This is a genomic window from Shewanella sp. Isolate13 (genome assembly GCF_022398325.1).
Taxonomy (GTDB): Bacteria; Pseudomonadota; Gammaproteobacteria; order Enterobacterales; family Shewanellaceae; genus Shewanella.
This window is the reverse complement of the sequence record NZ_JAKEVD010000029.1, coordinates 16,428-32,662: the sequence shown is the minus strand read 5'-3', so window position 1 is coordinate 32,662 and position 16,235 is coordinate 16,428. Positions and strand designations below refer to the sequence as shown.

Annotated in this window: 12 protein-coding genes; 4 read left to right on the top strand and 8 right to left on the bottom strand. The window is 46.1% G+C overall.

Annotated elements, in window-relative coordinates; genetic code table 11:
• Nucleotides 1–33: 33 nt before the first annotated feature.
• Entirely contained in the window at nt 34–501 is a 468-nt protein-coding gene (gene rsd, locus L1D44_RS16445; protein ID WP_239892374.1) for a sigma D regulator, read from the bottom strand.
• Nucleotides 502–1,031: 530 nt separating this feature from the next.
• On the opposite strand from rsd, the gene hemE reads away from it, so the two are divergent.
• Complete coding sequence (hemE, locus tag L1D44_RS16440) at nt 1,032–2,096, top strand: uroporphyrinogen decarboxylase (protein ID WP_239892372.1); 1,065 nt, start codon at nt 1,032–1,034, stop codon at nt 2,094–2,096.
• 111 nt (nt 2,097–2,207) lie between these two features.
• Here the strand turns inward: hemE and L1D44_RS16435 are convergent, their stop codons facing one another.
• From L1D44_RS16435 to L1D44_RS16425, 3 genes are all read right to left on the bottom strand, one after another.
• Nucleotides 2,208–2,933: a response regulator transcription factor gene (locus L1D44_RS16435; protein ID WP_239892370.1), complete on the bottom strand. Its 726-nt coding sequence runs from the start codon at nt 2,931–2,933 to the stop codon at nt 2,208–2,210.
• A gap of 88 nt (nt 2,934–3,021) precedes the next feature.
• The gene (locus L1D44_RS16430) at nt 3,022–3,753 is read right to left on the bottom strand and encodes a spondin domain-containing protein (RefSeq protein WP_239892368.1); all 732 of its coding nucleotides are present in this window, start codon (nt 3,751–3,753) and stop codon (nt 3,022–3,024) included.
• A gap of 10 nt (nt 3,754–3,763) precedes the next feature.
• Nucleotides 3,764–4,465, bottom strand: a complete 702-nt coding sequence (locus L1D44_RS16425) for a spondin domain-containing protein (protein WP_239892366.1) — start codon at nt 4,463–4,465, stop codon at nt 3,764–3,766.
• A gap of 294 nt (nt 4,466–4,759) precedes the next feature.
• Here L1D44_RS16425 and L1D44_RS16420 point away from each other — a divergent pair, with 294 nt between their 5' ends.
• Complete coding sequence (locus L1D44_RS16420) at nt 4,760–7,312, top strand: EAL domain-containing protein (RefSeq protein WP_239892364.1); 2,553 nt, start codon at nt 4,760–4,762, stop codon at nt 7,310–7,312.
• A gap of 90 nt (nt 7,313–7,402) precedes the next feature.
• Nucleotides 7,403–8,230: an SDR family oxidoreductase gene (locus tag L1D44_RS16415; protein ID WP_239892361.1), complete on the top strand. Its 828-nt coding sequence runs from the start codon at nt 7,403–7,405 to the stop codon at nt 8,228–8,230.
• 50 nt (nt 8,231–8,280) lie between these two features.
• Here the strand turns inward: L1D44_RS16415 and L1D44_RS16410 are convergent, their stop codons facing one another.
• The 4 genes from L1D44_RS16410 to purH form a co-directional block, all read right to left on the bottom strand.
• Nucleotides 8,281–8,499, bottom strand: a complete 219-nt coding sequence (locus L1D44_RS16410) for a hypothetical protein (protein ID WP_220767804.1) — start codon at nt 8,497–8,499, stop codon at nt 8,281–8,283.
• A gap of 255 nt (nt 8,500–8,754) precedes the next feature.
• Nucleotides 8,755–11,745 (bottom strand): hypothetical protein, encoded by a 2,991-nt coding sequence (locus tag L1D44_RS16405; protein ID WP_239892359.1) that lies wholly within the window; start codon nt 11,743–11,745, stop codon nt 8,755–8,757.
• Nucleotides 11,746–12,254: 509 nt separating this feature from the next.
• Nucleotides 12,255–13,556, bottom strand: coding sequence for a phosphoribosylamine--glycine ligase (purD, locus tag L1D44_RS16400; RefSeq protein WP_239892357.1), 1,302 nt, complete (start codon nt 13,554–13,556; stop codon nt 12,255–12,257).
• Nucleotides 13,557–13,764: 208 nt separating this feature from the next.
• Nucleotides 13,765–15,354 (bottom strand): bifunctional phosphoribosylaminoimidazolecarboxamide formyltransferase/IMP cyclohydrolase, encoded by a 1,590-nt coding sequence (purH, locus tag L1D44_RS16395; protein ID WP_239892355.1) that lies wholly within the window; start codon nt 15,352–15,354, stop codon nt 13,765–13,767.
• A gap of 358 nt (nt 15,355–15,712) precedes the next feature.
• Between purH and zntR the strand changes: the two genes are divergently transcribed.
• Nucleotides 15,713–16,222 (top strand): Zn(2+)-responsive transcriptional regulator, encoded by a 510-nt coding sequence (zntR, locus tag L1D44_RS16390; RefSeq protein ID WP_239892410.1) that lies wholly within the window; start codon nt 15,713–15,715, stop codon nt 16,220–16,222.
• Nucleotides 16,223–16,235: the final 13 nt, after the last annotated feature.

The window sequence follows — 16,235 nt, the reverse complement described above, 5'->3', positions numbered from 1 at the left end:
CTAGAACCTAGAACCTAGAACCTTCTTTAAGTCCTAAGAGTGCTTGGTATGCAGTACTTCTAACAGTTTATCTTCAAGCTCGAAGCGCGTTTCCATTGCATGACCAAGGGATGATAGATCTTTATCTAGATGAAATAGCACTTGCTCGTCTTCGGCTTCGGTGTATTTGTCATTGAAGTCTAAGGCGGTATCTGTGGTGGCGCTGATCTGCGGCACGAGTTGTTGGGCTAGCGCTTGGCTCTCAGAGCCATGTTTTTCACAGGCGGTAACGACTTGGTTGTAGATTTCAAAGTGACCCTCTGACACATAATCCATTAATTGGTCACAGAACTGTTTCACTGAATCGAAGGCGGGTAGTGATTTGTCGGTTTCTTCATACGGCGGGATCCCAGCAATCTGGCAATAGTTAATAAGCAGGTTGCGCCGATTATTTAACCATTGATCTATAAGAGTATTTGAGCCGCCCCATTTTTGTTCGGCTTTCTCTAGCTTTCTTAGCATGATCTTCCCCGTTAAAAATCCATCTCTGTATCTCTAATGTAGGGGAAAAATGTGCTTTTGATCAACCATTATTGATGGATTTATGAGGATTTAGCGAATGGACATACCAGCGGGAGGTTTGTGAACAGAGTGCTAAAAAATAAAATGCCCAGCGATAGAAATCTATCGCTGGGCGAGTAAAGTTTTTGCGGGCTCGATGCGACGAGCTTCTTGATTGTTCTTGCTAGCGCAGACTTTTTATACCAAAGCTAGCATCTAGGTGCAACTTTTTTCTGTCACATTGCGAGCCGTACAGCTTAGGTTAAGCTAAGTTGTGAATCTATTTCACGTTTTAGCTTAAAGCTGTGAACTGCAGTGAATAGAGAGAAAATACAGCCGTGAATCAGTTCAATAATGTTAACTACCTCCGAGTTGGTGGAATTTGTCGCGTTACTTGTCACATTATTTTACGGATTCGGGTTACTTTATTAACGTAAATGCTAAACTATCGCCCCAAGCGGATATCACTATAAGTTTAGGAATCAAGCCAAATGGCAGAATTAAAGAATGATCGTTATTTACGTGCGTTATTAAAACAGCCTGTCGACAGAACTCCTGTCTGGATGATGCGTCAAGCAGGTCGTTATCTTCCAGAATATAAAGCAACCCGCGCAGAAGCTGGAGACTTCATGTCTCTTTGTAAGAACCAAGACTTAGCTTGCGAAGTGACTCTTCAGCCCCTACGTCGCTATGATTTAGATGCAGCTATCCTGTTCTCAGATATTCTAACGGTTCCAGATGCTATGGGCTTAGGCCTATATTTCGAAGCTGGCGAAGGCCCACGTTTCGAACGTCCTACAGATACTATCGATTCAATTAAAAAGCTTTGCATCCCAGATCCTGAAGATGAGCTAGGCTACGTAATGCGTGCAGTAAGCACTATTCGTCGTGAGCTTAAAGGTGAAGTGCCACTAATCGGTTTCTCTGGTTCACCTTGGACCCTAGCGACTTACATGGTTGAGGGTGGTTCTAGCAAGGCGTTTGAAAAGATTAAGAAGATGGCTTACGAAGAGCCTGCAACTCTGCACATGCTTCTAGACAAGCTAGCTGACTCTGTGACGCTATACCTGAACGCTCAGGTTGCTAACGGTGCACAATCGCTAATGATTTTCGATTCATGGGGTGGCGCGCTTTCTCACCACGCATACCGTGAATTCTCTCTACGTTACATGCAGAAAATCGTTGATGGTCTAACTCGTCATGCTGACGGTCGTCAGGTGCCAGTAACACTGTTTACTAAAGGTGGCGGACTATGGCTTGAGTCTATGGCTGAAACTGGCTGTGATGCACTAGGCCTAGACTGGACTGTTGATATCGGTGATGCACGTCGCCGTGTTGGTCATAAAGTTGCGCTACAGGGCAACATGGACCCATCTGTACTTTATGCTTCTCCAGAGCGTATTCATCAAGAAGTGGATCAAATTCTTGCTTCTTACGGTGAAGGCACTGGTCATGTATTTAACTTGGGTCATGGTATTCACCAGCACGTTAATCCAGAGCATGCTGGCTCGTTTATCAACTCTGTACATGAGCTATCGGCTAAGTACCACAAGTAATCAGTTTGCTTAACTGCGGATGATAACTAATCAAGGCTCAGTTTACTGGGCCTTTTTTACTGCTGTGATTTATTGACTTTAGTTTATGGTCAATGACTACTAATCTGCAGTTTATGCTGCAGGTGGGGTAAATTTATAGCCGACGCCCCATACGGTTCTAACTAGCTTTGAGGTACGTACATTGCGGGCGAGTTTAGAGCGTAAACGGTTCACGTGGCTATTTACGGTATGCTCATAACCAGAGTATGAATATCCCCAGACCGCCTCTAATAATTGCATCCGACTAAATACTTGCTTGGGATGCTGAGCCAGATAGAGTAATAGATCGAATTCTCTGGCCGTTAGCTCAAGTACTTCATTAAATGCGATGACCTCCCGCGTATTACAATCAATGCTAATCCCTTCAAATTTAATGGCGTGATCTTGCTTTTCTGCTAGCTTAGAGCGGCGTATTAAGGCTTTGACTCGCGCTTTTAGCTCCAACAAACTGAAGGGCTTTACTAGGTAATCGTCTGCACCAGACTCTAGTCCCAAAACGATATCGGCTTCTGAATCTTTAGCACTCAGCATCAGGCAAGGTAATTGGTTGCCTGCATCTCGAAACTGTTGGCATAAGCTAATAGCATCTCCATCAGGGAGGATTCTGTCCATTAAGATTAGATCTACTTGGTTATTGCTTAAGTATTGTTGGGCCCGTTGCAGTGTGGTGCAGTGAATTACATGGTGATTCATACTTTTTAGATTCAGGGTTAACAGATCAGCTAAGTCTTGTTCTGCTTCAACAAGTAAGATCTGCTTATTGGCAATATGACCTGTGTTTGTAGTTGCTCCGTTCATGCTTAGCTCCCAAAGGCGAGTCCTTGTCAACAAGACCCGCCAGTGGAAACATTTATTACGCACTTTTTAAATTTATATAAGTGAGTGCTTATTCTGTGCGGCTTATTTTGATAAGTAATACTGGGTTATCAAAGCGATGCGAAGCATTCAGTACGGAGTCGCTAAGGCCATCGTCGCTGCTAACTATACCGGGGTGGACATGAACTTTATCGGTATCATCCCGAGCAGCATTAAACCCTTCTCCACCATCAGCAGGGCCTGGAATGGTGCCTTTGGCTTCGCTATTAGCCTCAGTTCCCGCATCATAACTTATCACTCTAAATACCATAGACTCATCAACGGCTAAACGGCTTAGGTCATAACCAGTAAAGCCTGCAAATGCATCGTTTGTATTGACCAACATTGTCAGTACCGATAAATCTGCAACAGCAGTTGAATCAAGGCTTAGGCTTATCTGTTCACTTGCTCCAGGCATTAAAATACCTGCGCCACTAGTTAGCCTGCTGACACCGGGTTCACTGTTTAAGCTGCTGGCATCGCCAGATTCAGCTAGAGTTTCTAATGCCATACTTGCGCTCTGACTGCTACTCCAAAGTACGCTGTCAGCGCTATGACTCACTACTGCAATTGGTGACATTGGCTGATTAGCTGTTAAGTTGGTTACAGCTATTGTGTAATCCTGCATTGTTGGTGTTATGACCGGAGGAGTAATCGGCGTAGGATTTACGTGGTCGTTGTCAGAGCAGGCGCTAAGTAGTAATACTCCGGTACTTATTAGTATGAGGCCGTTAAATTTGCAATTGAGTTTGAGGATATTCATGGTTAACCTCCTACTTAACGATAACCGTTACGCGAGCAACAGGATTTAACCAGCGGTGTACACGACTATCAAGATCACTCATACCACCTTGTAAGTCTGTATCACCAAGCACTCCAGGATGGATATGCACTTTATCATTATTGCTCATATCCATTACGCCACTAGCGTTCATGCCGCCGTCACCGCTCGGTGCTGCTGGAATGCCCGGCACTCCTGACATACCACCGCCATTAATTATCTCGTCATTGGCTTCCGTGCCCGCATCATAGGCGTTTAAGGTGAAGGTGTAGCTGCCAGCTTCGGTTGGGATCTGCCATGCATCTAAGCCGACAAATGCATCATTGGTAGGCAATACCATAGCCGCGATTGATAAGTGAGTCATAGTGCCGGTGTTTAACATGATGGCATCTACTTTTGCGCTGGGTGCGAGTAGCCCACTAGCAGGGTTCGTTACTGTAATGCCATTTGTTCCCATAATCGCAGCATCTAAATCGCCAATGTCTCCGCCTTCAGCCATTTTTTGTAAAGCGCTACTTGCCATTTCACCAACTTGGAAAATGTGGCTATCAGCATCGTGGGCGGCAATGAATAAGGGAGTGAAATGATTACCGTGGGTTAGATTAGTAATGCTTATCTCTAGTTCTGCTGCAGTTGCCGGTAGGCTGATAACACTGCTTATAATCAGTAATTTTGTGACTTGATTTAGTTTCATTATATCTCTCCTTTGCTTTGAATGAGTTTTAGTTTGGCAAAGGGTTATCACTGGAATATCGCCTAATTATCACAAAAATATAACAATTGAGTTTTCGCAGAATTGAAGCGTTGCTGTTGAGCTTTAGTCTAAAAAATTACAGTATTTTTGAGTAAGCGTAGCTCGGCTGTTGTTTTTATAAACGACTGTTTCAAAGGTAGGTGTTATCTGTTGCAAAATGGGGTACTTTGCTAGCGCAAACCGAGTAGTAGCCAGAGTTGCTGGCTGGTTTTGAATTAGAGAAGTTATTTTTAGATGAAAATTGGCAAGAAAGTTGTCTTAGTGATCTTTGGGATTTTCATCCCCCTCCTCACTGCTAGCTGTTTGGCTGGAATTGCACACTTATATAGCGGGATCGATACGATTCGAGGCTATATCATAGAAAGAGAACTTGAGAGTATTCAGTCACAGCTGAATAAAGAGCTTGAGTCGTTTCAACTGGTTTTTCGTAACAACCCACTCTACTCACAACAAGGGCTGCCGAGCCTATTAGGCAGCGATGGCAGCTTGTTGAGAGACACTCAGTTACTGGGGCTTACAGGGAGGAAGTTGACCTACCTGAGAGTGCAAGACGACGATAAATTTGTTCCACCACCAGAGTTGTTAGCTAGTCATCGGGAGAGAACGGGGGTATATCTTGATAGTCAGCAGCAGAGTTACTTAGTTAGTCTGCAGGGCCAGCTCCATGGAGAACGTCTACTCTTAGTTCGTCGATTGACGGATGATTACCTCTTGAGCCTTGCTGAGAAGGGGATGATAACCAAGGCTGAAATTCAAACCGGCACGGCGTCCACAGAGCACTTGTTTATGGACGATACGGTGACGGCTCAGCTTAAGCTCCTCTCAATTATTGAGCATACTCCGCTTCATCTCTCTATCAGTTTTTCTAATCACTTTTTCTCGCAGATAGCGATGAAATACAGTTTGCTAGCGCTAGGACTGTTGGGGTTTGTAGTTGCACTGCAATTAGCACTGTATTTCTGGTTGCGACAGGCACTTATCAAGCCATTCAATAAGCTTGTTACTCAATGCTCAAGCCTCGATGTCGGCTCTAAGGCATGCCAACTAATCGATAGCGCCGCAGGCACTGAATTAGAGCCGTTAACAACAAACATTAATGGGTTATTGTCGGATCTCTATCATCAGCGAACTCACTCTCAACTTGTCTTAGACAACACTTCCGAAGTCGTCATCTTTACCGATACGCTAGCCAAGGTCAGTTATATCAACCCGTATGCTGAGTGTATGCTGGCGCTAAAGAATGAACAGGTGCAGGGGAGCAGTCTTGAGCCGCTGTTGTGCTGTAATCTTGGACTCACCGTTAAGGTCGAGGCTTTTATACAAGAGGCAGATAAAACTGCAGCTCCGCTCTTATTGCGCCTAAATAGGGACACTCCTATGTTGGTCAATGGCAGCTTAACTCATCTACGTAGTCATTCTGGGAAAGTGATTGGGGCGGCAATAGTGTTGCGAGACATCACCCAGCAAGCTTTGCTAAAGCGTCAGTTGCAGCGATGTGTCGATTTTGACCCTATCACTGGCTTAGTCACTAGAAGTGTTTTCGGGACTCGCTTAGTGAGCTATGCACAGCAATCAAAGTCTCTGGCTATTATCTATTTTGATTTAGAGCAATTTAAGTTAATCAATGATTCTTGTGGTCATAATGTAGGCGATGAGATGCTTAGCAAGGTGGCAAAAGCGATAAATTCTTGCCTATTGAATAATGAGTTGCTGGGGCGCTTGGGCGGTGACAAATTTGCCTTAGCAATAAAGGATCGCAGCGCGCTTGAGGTTGCTAAGTTATCGAAAAGTATCATCGCCAGTGTAAACGCACAGATGTTGCTTCATGGTGATACTGCTTATCGTGTTGGTGTCAGCGTTGGGATCGCCTTGGCGGGGAACAAGGCAAATGAGGGTGTGCGAGAGTTACTTAAGGATGCGGAAATTGCTTGTCACTCGGCTAAGCAAAAAGGCAGTAATCAAGTACAGTTTTTTGATGGTCGTGATAAAGATCTTAGCCTGCTACGTAATGCGCCTAAGTGGGCGGTTAGAATTGTGCAGGCGATAGAGCATAATGAATTGATCCTCTACTATCAAAAAATCAAACGTATCTCCTCCCATAGTCATCGTCAGCGTCTGGAGATCTTGTTACGGATCCAAGAGTCTGACGGACGATTGCTACCGCCGGCGCAATTTATTGCCGCCGCCGAGCGCTTTAAGTTGATAGTAGAAGTGGATAAGGAGGTTATCAGAAAAGCCTTCTTGTGGTTATCGTTAAATGAACACCTGTGGCATGATCACTGCCTCTCGATAAACCTGTCTGGTAATAGTCTTGGTGCCGAAGGGATCGCCGATTTCATCCTGCGTCAGCAAACGCGCTTTGGTATCCCAAGTGCTTGTATTTGTTTTGAAATAACCGAAACCAGTGCGATTCAAAATCGCAGCCGCGCGATGAAGATGTTACTAGGCCTACGTAAGCGCGGCTTCGCTTTCGCCCTAGACGATTTTGGTAGCGGTTTTGCGTCTTATGGTTACCTAAAAGAGATGCCTGTCGATTATGTAAAAATCGATGGTTGCTTCGTGAAAAACCTAGCCAGTAATGCCAAAGATTATGCCATCGTTAAGTCGGTTAATGATGTCTGCCGAGTGATGGGGATCGAGACTGTGGCCGAGTTTGTGGAAAACCAAGAGATCATGGATAAGCTTGAGATCATCGGAGTTAACTATGCTCAAGGCTATGCCATAGGCCGCCCTAAGCCGCTCGCGTCATATCAAGCTGAAATTACTCCAGAGATACTAATCGCCTAGGGCTTGTTGAGCTCAATTTGCGCTTTGGGTGTATATGTGTGAGCTTTAACGACTAGGCATAAAAACAGCTTGGCAGTGGTTCGCTAATATATGGATATTTTAAAGGGCAAATTTAAAGACAGCTTTAAAGACAAAGTCATTATCATCACTGGCGCATCTGAAGGCATTGGCCGAGCCTTAGCTTTGGCGCTTGCACCTCAAGGATGCAAGCTGGTGGTCAGTGCTCGCAACCTCGAACGGCTAAACTCTTTAGGCCAAGAGTTATCCTTGCTTGGTTATAAGCCGTTAGTGCATGTGGCAGATGTATCGGAACAAGCTCAATGCCAAGGCTTAATCCAAGCTTGTATTGCAGAGTTTGGTCAGCTAGATATCTTAGTTAATAATGCCGGCATGACCATGTGGTCACGTTTCGATGAGCTTGAAGACTTAACTGTGTTATCGAAAATCATGCAGGTTAACTATCTCGGGCCTGCTTATCTCACCCATGCCGCCATTCCCTATCTTAAACAGAGCCAAGGTCAAGTCGTGGCCGTCGCCTCGCTCACTGGCATGACTGGGGTACCCGCACGTTCAGGTTATGCGGCATCTAAACATGCCGTAATTGGCTTTTTTGATTCCCTGCGGATTGAGCTTAGTGATTATAAGGTTGCAGTGACGGTGATTTGTCCCGACTTTGTGGTGACGCAGACTCATAAGCGCGCATTAGATGCAAAAGGAAAGGCTTTGGGTGATACGCCAATGCAGGAAGCGAAAATCATGAGCGCTGAGCAGTGTGCGCAGATGATGTTACCCGCCATTGCGAGCAGGAAGCGTCTGTTAATCACCTCTTTTAGGGGAAGGGTAGGACGCTTCTTTAAAGTTATCGCCCCTGGGCTTATCGATAAGATTGCACGCAGGGCGATAGAGGCGGGTCGCTGACTTGCGACCCTTGGTAAGCGAACGTTTAGTCTATCTAACTTGAGTATAGGCTACTTGTTTAGGTGTTTAACGATTGCTTCTGCCGCTTCGGCTTTGGTCGCTTTTTCTGCTGAAGGTTCAATATGAGCGGTGGCGTTATGACCCGTCATATCTTCGGCAATATGCAGCCAGTCTGGATGCCAATAAAAAGAGGAGCCAGAGAGAGTATCCCAATTATGAACACCTGATGTTTCGCCCTGATAGATAAGATCGCCAACTGAATATTTCATGGTTAACCCCTGATATTTAAGTTTAATTATTTAAAACTTTTTAGCACATATCACTCATTTCTAACCGAATGAGCCTAGTTGCTGTTTGGTTTAGAATGCGCTTTCAAACTATGAACTTGTGTTAACTAGATCACAAAATGGTTATTCGCTTGATGATAGCGATAGCTGGTCAGTGAGCTCCAGTCAGTGAGAACTAGAGAGGCTGCTAGCAAATGCCGTCATAAAAAGCCCAGTATTAACTGGGCTTCTGGATAGCTAATGGTTTGTTAGATCAAGGTTGATTAACCACCAAGCACTAGCTTGAATATCTCCAGCTTCAATGACTCCGCCGCTACGATAAGGTTTGGCAAAGTGCACCAGCACAATTGGTGAGCTTGTCTGGTAGCGACCAGACTCAGTGAACCAAGCATTAAAGGCATCTTCTTTGTTGAGGCTAATCGTCACCTCAGAGCTAATAGGCTGGCTCAATCCCGGACAGGTATAGACGGTTTTAGAGCTGATAGGCAAGGCGACTTGACTACCATCACTACAATGACTGGTTTTTTGCAGCCTTAACGTGACTAAGGTGCAATCCTTTATATTGATAGGATCTTTACAGACTTGAGCGACCATGGTTGAGTAGCCACCGCTATTTTCATCGCCAGGCTGATCGGTTAATTCGCCTCTTGCACCAAAGGCTGTGAAGTATGAAACTTCATTGGCAGCGATCTCAACAGGAGAGACTATTTGCAAGTCTGTTCCATTAAAATCGACACTGGCTTCCTCACCTAACCCCGCCTCAATTTCTGAGATAAACAGTTTATAGGTCGCCGATGAAGACTGATAATTTTGTCCACCGTCGTCAGTTACAACGATACCCAAGTAGTTATTCTCTCGAGATTTAGGGTAGGTATGTATCGTGATCTCACCATTGGGCGCTAACTCGGCAAGCTCAGGTGAGACGACAGTTTCAAGCTCATAGTTCAGCTTACCGAACTGATTTCTTGCAGCCGGAGCCTTAATAACACGGTCAGGGTAAAACGCGACATTTAGAATATTGGTCTCTAAGGCTAGACCGGGATGCTTGGCCTTTTCAATATTCACATTGAACTGACGCACAGTACGTTCGAAGTTCCTACTTTGCTCTATCACGCTAACTTGCGTAAGACCGGCTCCATTAATGCTTAGCATACCGCTTACTGGATCTATGCTGGCAATATGGCTGGTTTGCAGGTCGCTGTAGTAGCTAATTTCACTGTCTACCCCTCGCCCGTTTATAGTTGGAGACGCAAGTGTCGCTCCATCGGCAAATTGTGTATTGAGCAACGAAGTTGAAAGTTCGAGCTCGGAATTTTCCGCTGCTTTATCGATAACAACGGTAAATTCGACCTTTTGAGATACATGCCCTGCATCGCCTTTATCTGTCACTATGAAGGTTGCTGAGCCTGCATTATTGATGGTGAAGGTGCGCGCGGCTTCATTAATGGTGATGACATCATTTTGGCCGTGTTTAAATTGCCATTCGAGTTCGCCAATACTGCCTGAAATAGGGATATCAAGCGTTCTTCCTGCTGAGTAGCTTGTACGAACCGGAGCAATAGATAGGGTGCCATACAGGGGAGAGACATCGACATAAAACCGCTCTGTAGCAGGAGCGAAATAGTCATTTCCCGAATCAACCGCTGTTAACCAGCCCCGACCTGCGCCGATTATGCCAATCACACCTGTCTCGGCATCTTGCTTGAATACAGCGTCACCATCATCGATGTTAAAGCTCACATCACCTTTGCTATTTAACACAATGGGGCTGAAGACGGCACTCTCTGCATAGTCGATGCGGGTGTTGGTTAAAATCAACTCGTTGTTGGTTTGTTTATCAATAGTGACGGTAAATTTTTGCTGTTGGCTAGCCCAAAACTCTCCACCATCATCGCTAACGATGACTTCCACCATGCCAGGTTTTAACACCGTCATCGCGCCAGTTTTTGCATCAATTGCTATGACATCTGTTGGGCTGTCATTGGCCAAGGTATAGGCTAGTTCTCCATGGCCACCTATCACTTGAGGCTGAATGACTTGGCTCTTCTGATAGCGGGCCTGAATATCTAAACTGTCTAAAGAGTCAGAATCGATTCGTATGACCTCAACATTGATTGAGAGACTCTCAGGTAGATAGTTTTTGTTACCGCTGTCACTAATGATTACTTGTGTTGTTCCGATTCCGGCAAAGCTAATAAGGCCTTTCTCTGCATCAATAATATCGATGACTTGGGAGGGCGCGTTCTCAGAGAGGCTAAAAGAGAGCTTCCCTTGAGAGCCGATTACCTGAATTGTTTGTTGGGCATCCTCATCATAAGTGGTCGTAAGATCTGCGGCTTGTAATGCAAGGTTTTTGGCACGGTTGATCTGCACTTTAAATATTTGAGGCGCAACTATGTCGTGGTGCTGTGGGGCATTTTGTATTACTTGAACCTCTGTTTCGCCTGCACCAATGATAAGCATCTCACCGCTGGCTTCATCTATCTGCACTACGTCTGTATTCGCGCCATCGACTAGAGCGTAGTGAATGCTCTGCGTTGGCGTTCCGCTGTACACGGGGAGCAGTTTCGCCCCCAATAGAAAAGGTTTATCTATTACATCACTGAATTGAGCAAACTCGGTTTGAGCCGTCTCTATCGTGATCTTAAATTGCTGGGTATCAGCCTGATAGTTGCGGCCACCATCATCGGTGACATCAATAAGTACACTGCCGCTGCCCCAAACAAGGAACTCTCCGCCACGTTCAATCAGCACGACCTGGTCGCTCTGATCTGAGGCAAGCTCATATTCTACCTTACCAAGCGCACCATTTACGCTGGCTTGATGGCGTGCAGCTTCTTGATAGGGGAGGCTGAGGTCATTGGTAACAAGAGGGAGGCGGGGGGCTTTTTCGATAGTGACGGTGAAGCGGGTGCTAGCTGAGAGGTATTGCTCGTTACCGGGATCGGTCGCGATGAGTTCGGTGCGACCCGAATTGAGTATTGTTAGGCTACGCTTATCTGCTGAGATCTGTACCACGTCATCTGCCGCGCTATCAGCTAGGCGATAACTGATGCTGCCTAACGTGCCCTCGATATTTGGAGTGATAGCGATGTTTGGTGAAAACTGCTGTTTGATATCAGCCGCTTTCAATATTGGATGAGGTTCTTTCTGTGACTCTGTTGAATCAGACTCTCCACCTCCACATGCGGTAAGTAAGAACAGCAACAACAGACTTAGGTACTTCATAACGCCTCCAGCTTAAAATTGAAGCGGGAGTATACGGGTGTGATAAATGTGCTGCAATTGGGTTGGAGGTTTTTGTTTGCTGCTAATTAATTGAAGTTATCTGGTTATAAATTTTGTATGCGAGATAAAAGCCGCATATAAAAACAATGTTTTAGCTTAGTTGTTGAAAGATACCAAAAAGCGCCAAATATCCCCATATTGTGAAAGGGCTTTTATGCAGGTAATTTGCATTTAAAAAAAAGTGCGACCTATCTCGCATTTTTGGTTTCTTATGTTTAAGGCGAATGACAGGTATAAAAAAGCCCTGGGTTAACAGGGCTTTTAAGCTAGAACTGAGGCGGAGTTAGCCTTCGCCGTTTTCGCGGGCTTTTTCACAGGCAATCGCACGGTAAGCGGTGTCGCTGAGTTATGACGGGGGCATCCTAGTTATTTTAGCGTATGAGTCATTATGTGACAGGCATAAAAAAGCCCTGAATTAACAGGGCTTTTAAGCTAGAACAGAGGCTGAGTTAGCCTTCGCCGTTTTCACGGGCAATAGCGCGGTAAGCGATGTCGGTTCTAAAGTAGACATCATCCCAGTGAATCGCATCGACTAAGGCGTACGCAGATTGTTGCGCTTCAGTCACTGTGTTGCCCAGTGCCGTTGCGCATAATACGCGGCCGCCGTTAGTGACAACATGACCGTCTTTCATGCTAGTACCCGCATGGAACACTTTAGCGTCGTTATTACCTAAAGATAGGCCGTCAATCACATCGTGCTTGCGGTACGCATCCGGGTAACCGCCTGCAGCGAGAACCACACCTACAGCTGCGCGGGCATCGAACTCGGCGGTGACCTGGTCAAGCTCGCCGCGAGTCGAGGCTAGGCACAGCTCGACCAGATCAGACTTAAGACGCATCATGATTGGCTGAGTTTCAGGGTCGCCAAAGCGGCAGTTGTACTCAAGTACTTTGGCGCTGCCATCTGGTGCAATCATCAAGCCAGCGTATAAGAAACCAGTGTAAACATTGCCTTCAGCCGCCATGCCATCAACAGTTGGGCGGATCACATGTTCAATGGTCCAATCGTGAACCGCTTGGGTAACGACGGGGGCAGGCGAGTAAGCACCCATACCACCAGTGTTTGGGCCATGATCGCCATTATCACGTGCTTTATGGTCTTGGCTGGTGGCCATAGCAAGAATGTTCTTACCGTCTACCATTACGATAAAGCTGGCTTCTTCGCCTTTTAGGAACTCTTCGATAACCACGCGAGAACCCGCTTCACCAAACTTATTGCCTGCTAGCATATCTTCGATAGCCGCATCCGCTTCACTTTGATCGGCTGCGATGATCACGCCTTTACCCGCCGCTAGGCCATCGGCCTTAATCACGATAGGGAAACCCGTAGTCGCCGTCACTTGAGTCACATAAGCTTTAGCGGGTTCAATCTCGGTAAAGTTTGAGTAAGCCGCAGTAGGAATGTTGTGACGTGCTAGGAAGTCTTTGGTGAAGGCTTTAGACGACTCAAGCTGCGCGGCGCCTTTAGTTGGGCCAAAGATAGGTAGGCCTGCTTCGTTAAAGGCATCGACAACGCCAAGTGCTAATGGCACTTCAGGGCCAACAATGGTGATAGCGACTTTTTGCTCTGTCGCAAATGCCACTAATGCCGAGATCTCTTCAACGTTAATCGCTACGTTTTCAAGCTTTGGCTCTAATGCGGTGCCAGCGTTACCCGGGGCAACAAAGACAGTTTTTACTTGCTCAGATTGCGCAGCCTTCCATGCCAATGCATGTTCGCGACCGCCGCCACCTATAATCAATACTTTCATATCTTTACCTTTTATAGCTGCGCCATTCTTCCTATCTCTGCATCAAGCATGCTCACGTATTGGCATTTTTTACCAACAAGAATCTGCGCGTGCTTTCTTTGACCTAGAAAAAATGGCTTGCTCTAAACGTTAAAAATCAATTTTTAGAAGCTTGGGGCAAAGTGCAGGTCCTAGGACCTAGGATCTAAAACCTAAAGCTTCATATAAATTAATGACGGAAGTGGCGCATGCCGGTAAATACCATTGCCATGCCGTGCTCATCTGCTGCTGCGATGATCTCTTCATCGCGGATTGAGCCGCCTGGCTGGATGATACAGCTGATGCCTGCTTCTGCTGCGGCATCGATACCATCACGGAATGGGAAGAACGCGTCTGATGCCATCACTGAGTTTTGTACATCTAGACCTTCGTCAGCGGCTTTGATACCGGCAACTTTGGCACTATAAACTCGGCTCATTTGGCCTGCGCCGACACCGATAGTCATGCTGTTCTTGGCGTAAACGATAGCGTTTGATTTAACAAACTTAGCAACCTTCCAGCAGAACATTAAGTCTTTCATCTCATCAGCAGTTGGCTGACGCTTAGAAACCACCTTAACCTCGTCTAGGCCAACCATGCCTTGGTCGCGATCTTGTAGTAATAGGCCACCGTTTACACGCTTGTAATCTAGGCTGGTGGTCTTGCTCGTCCATTGACCACACTCGAGTAAGCGTACGTTTGCCTTAGCGGCAACAACGTCGCGTGCTGCTTGGCTAACTTTAGGAGCAATGATCACCTCAACAAACTGGCGCTCAACAATTGCACTAGCCGTTGCTGCATCTAACTCGCCGTTAAAGGCAATGATGCCACCGAAAGCTGAGGTAGGGTCAGTTTGGAATGCACGGTTGTAAGCTTCAAGTAGATTTTCGCCAATCGCTACGCCGCATGGGTTAGCGTGCTTAACGATCACACAAGCTGGTTCGTCGAACTCTTTTACGCACTCAAGCGCTGAGTCGGTATCGGCTATGTTGTTGTATGAAAGCGCCTTACCTTGCAACTGTACCGCTGTGGCAACAGAGGCTTCATCAAGGTTAGTGTCAACGTAGAAAGCGGCAGTCTGATGGCTGTTTTCGCCATAACGCAAGTCTTGCTTCTTAACCAACTGAGTGTTGTAGGTGCGTGGGAACTTAGAGTCTTCATGACACTCGTCCTTGCTGTGTGCAGGAACTTTGGTGCCGAAGTAGTTAGCAATCATGCCATCGTATGCAGCTGTGTGCTCAAACGCGGCAATCGCTAAGTCGAAGCGAGTTTCAAGGGTGGTGCTACCTTCGTTCGCTTGCATCTCTGCAATAACGCGGCCGTAGTCGTTAGCGTTAACTATGATAGTGGTGTCTTTGTGGTTTTTAGCGGTAGAGCGAACCATAGTTGGGCCGCCGATATCGATATTCTCGATAGCATCGGCAAGAGTACAGCCTTCTGCGGCTACAGTTGCTGCGAACGGATACAAGTTAACAGCAACCAAGTCGATAGGTTTGATGTTGTTTTGTTCCATTACGATTTCGTCGATACCACGACGCGCTAAAATGCCGCCATGCACTTTAGGGTGCAGGGTTTTAACGCGGCCATCCATGATCTCTGGGTGACCAGTATAATCTGAGACTTCAATGACAGGCACACCATTATCAGCCAGAAGGCGTGCGGTGCCACCAGTAGAAAGTAGTTCAACACCTTGAGCATGCAGCGCTTGTGCAAACTCTAGGATTCCGGTTTTATCTGAAACGCTTAACAGCGCGCGACGAATAGGTCTGGCATTATTCATTGTAGGTACAGGGTCCAGTAGTTATTTTTAAGGATCTTTCGGAAAACAGAACAGTCTCATGCCATATTGGCCTACACTGCTTTCCAAAAGTCCCTCAATTTTTATACCCTTTCGTCACGGCGCGCGTATTTTACCGTAAATTTGTAGTCGGCGGTGCTTTTTTCTGCGCGATTTCACAATACGTTCAGCAGAACAAGCTTTCTTGTTTATTTAAGCGCAGAATAACTCTTGACCTTGGATACAACTCCAAGGTTTATACTCTAGCCATTGCAGTGACAAAAGCCTTGTGGTTTGTCGGTTTTATCGCTGGTTAATGCTTGAGTTGGAAACTGAATTTAAGATTGATTTGGAGCTAGGCATGTATCGAATAGGTGAGCTTGCGCAGCTGTGTGAAGTTAAGGCTGACACCCTAAGGTTTTATGAGAAGCACGGTTTGTTGGCGCCATCTTCACGCACCGATTCGGGTTATCGCATCTATACCGAGGCCGATGCCCAGCGCTTGCGTTTTATTCTGCGCGCCAAGGCGGTGGGCTTTACGCTTGCCGAGATCACCGAACTTCTGTCGATTGAACTCGATAAATCCAATTGGGCCTGCGCCGATGTAAAAGGCATGGTTGATGATAAGTTGGCGAATGTCGAAGCTAAAATTGCAGAGCTGAATCATTTTCAATTGTCTCTACAAAGGTTATCACAAGCCTGCTGTGGCGGTCCTGAAAGCGCAGAGCATTGCTCAATACTCGAAGCATTAGAATCAAATACAGACAGCATCCGCTGTGAAAATGACACCCATGCTCATGATCAAAAGCAGTTCACTAAAAGCTGCACAGACAGAGCGAATGCTAAATCGACAACTAAATCGAATACTTAAGAATACACGTGAG

Excerpts from the sequence above, each read along its gene's own strand:
- L1D44_RS16415 (WP_239892361.1), top strand. The coding sequence starts at position 7,403 with ATGGATATTTTAAAGGGCAAATTTAAAGACAGCTTTAAAGACAAAGTC.
- purD (WP_239892357.1), bottom strand. The coding sequence starts at position 13,556 with ATGAAAGTATTGATTATAGGTGGCGGCGGTCGCGAACATGCATTGGCA.
- purH (WP_239892355.1), bottom strand. The coding sequence starts at position 15,354 with ATGAATAATGCCAGACCTATTCGTCGCGCGCTGTTAAGCGTTTCAGAT.
- L1D44_RS16405 (WP_239892359.1), bottom strand. The coding sequence starts at position 11,745 with ATGAAGTACCTAAGTCTGTTGTTGCTGTTCTTACTTACCGCATGTGGA.
- hemE (WP_239892372.1), top strand. The coding sequence starts at position 1,032 with ATGGCAGAATTAAAGAATGATCGTTATTTACGTGCGTTATTAAAACAG.
- L1D44_RS16410 (WP_220767804.1), bottom strand. The coding sequence starts at position 8,499 with ATGAAATATTCAGTTGGCGATCTTATCTATCAGGGCGAAACATCAGGT.
- zntR (WP_239892410.1), top strand. The coding sequence starts at position 15,713 with ATGTATCGAATAGGTGAGCTTGCGCAGCTGTGTGAAGTTAAGGCTGAC.
- rsd (WP_239892374.1), bottom strand. The coding sequence starts at position 501 with ATGCTAAGAAAGCTAGAGAAAGCCGAACAAAAATGGGGCGGCTCAAAT.
- L1D44_RS16420 (WP_239892364.1), top strand. The coding sequence starts at position 4,760 with ATGAAAATTGGCAAGAAAGTTGTCTTAGTGATCTTTGGGATTTTCATC.
- L1D44_RS16430 (WP_239892368.1), bottom strand. The coding sequence starts at position 3,753 with ATGAATATCCTCAAACTCAATTGCAAATTTAACGGCCTCATACTAATA.
- L1D44_RS16435 (WP_239892370.1), bottom strand. The coding sequence starts at position 2,933 with ATGAACGGAGCAACTACAAACACAGGTCATATTGCCAATAAGCAGATC.
- L1D44_RS16425 (WP_239892366.1), bottom strand. The coding sequence starts at position 4,465 with ATGAAACTAAATCAAGTCACAAAATTACTGATTATAAGCAGTGTTATC.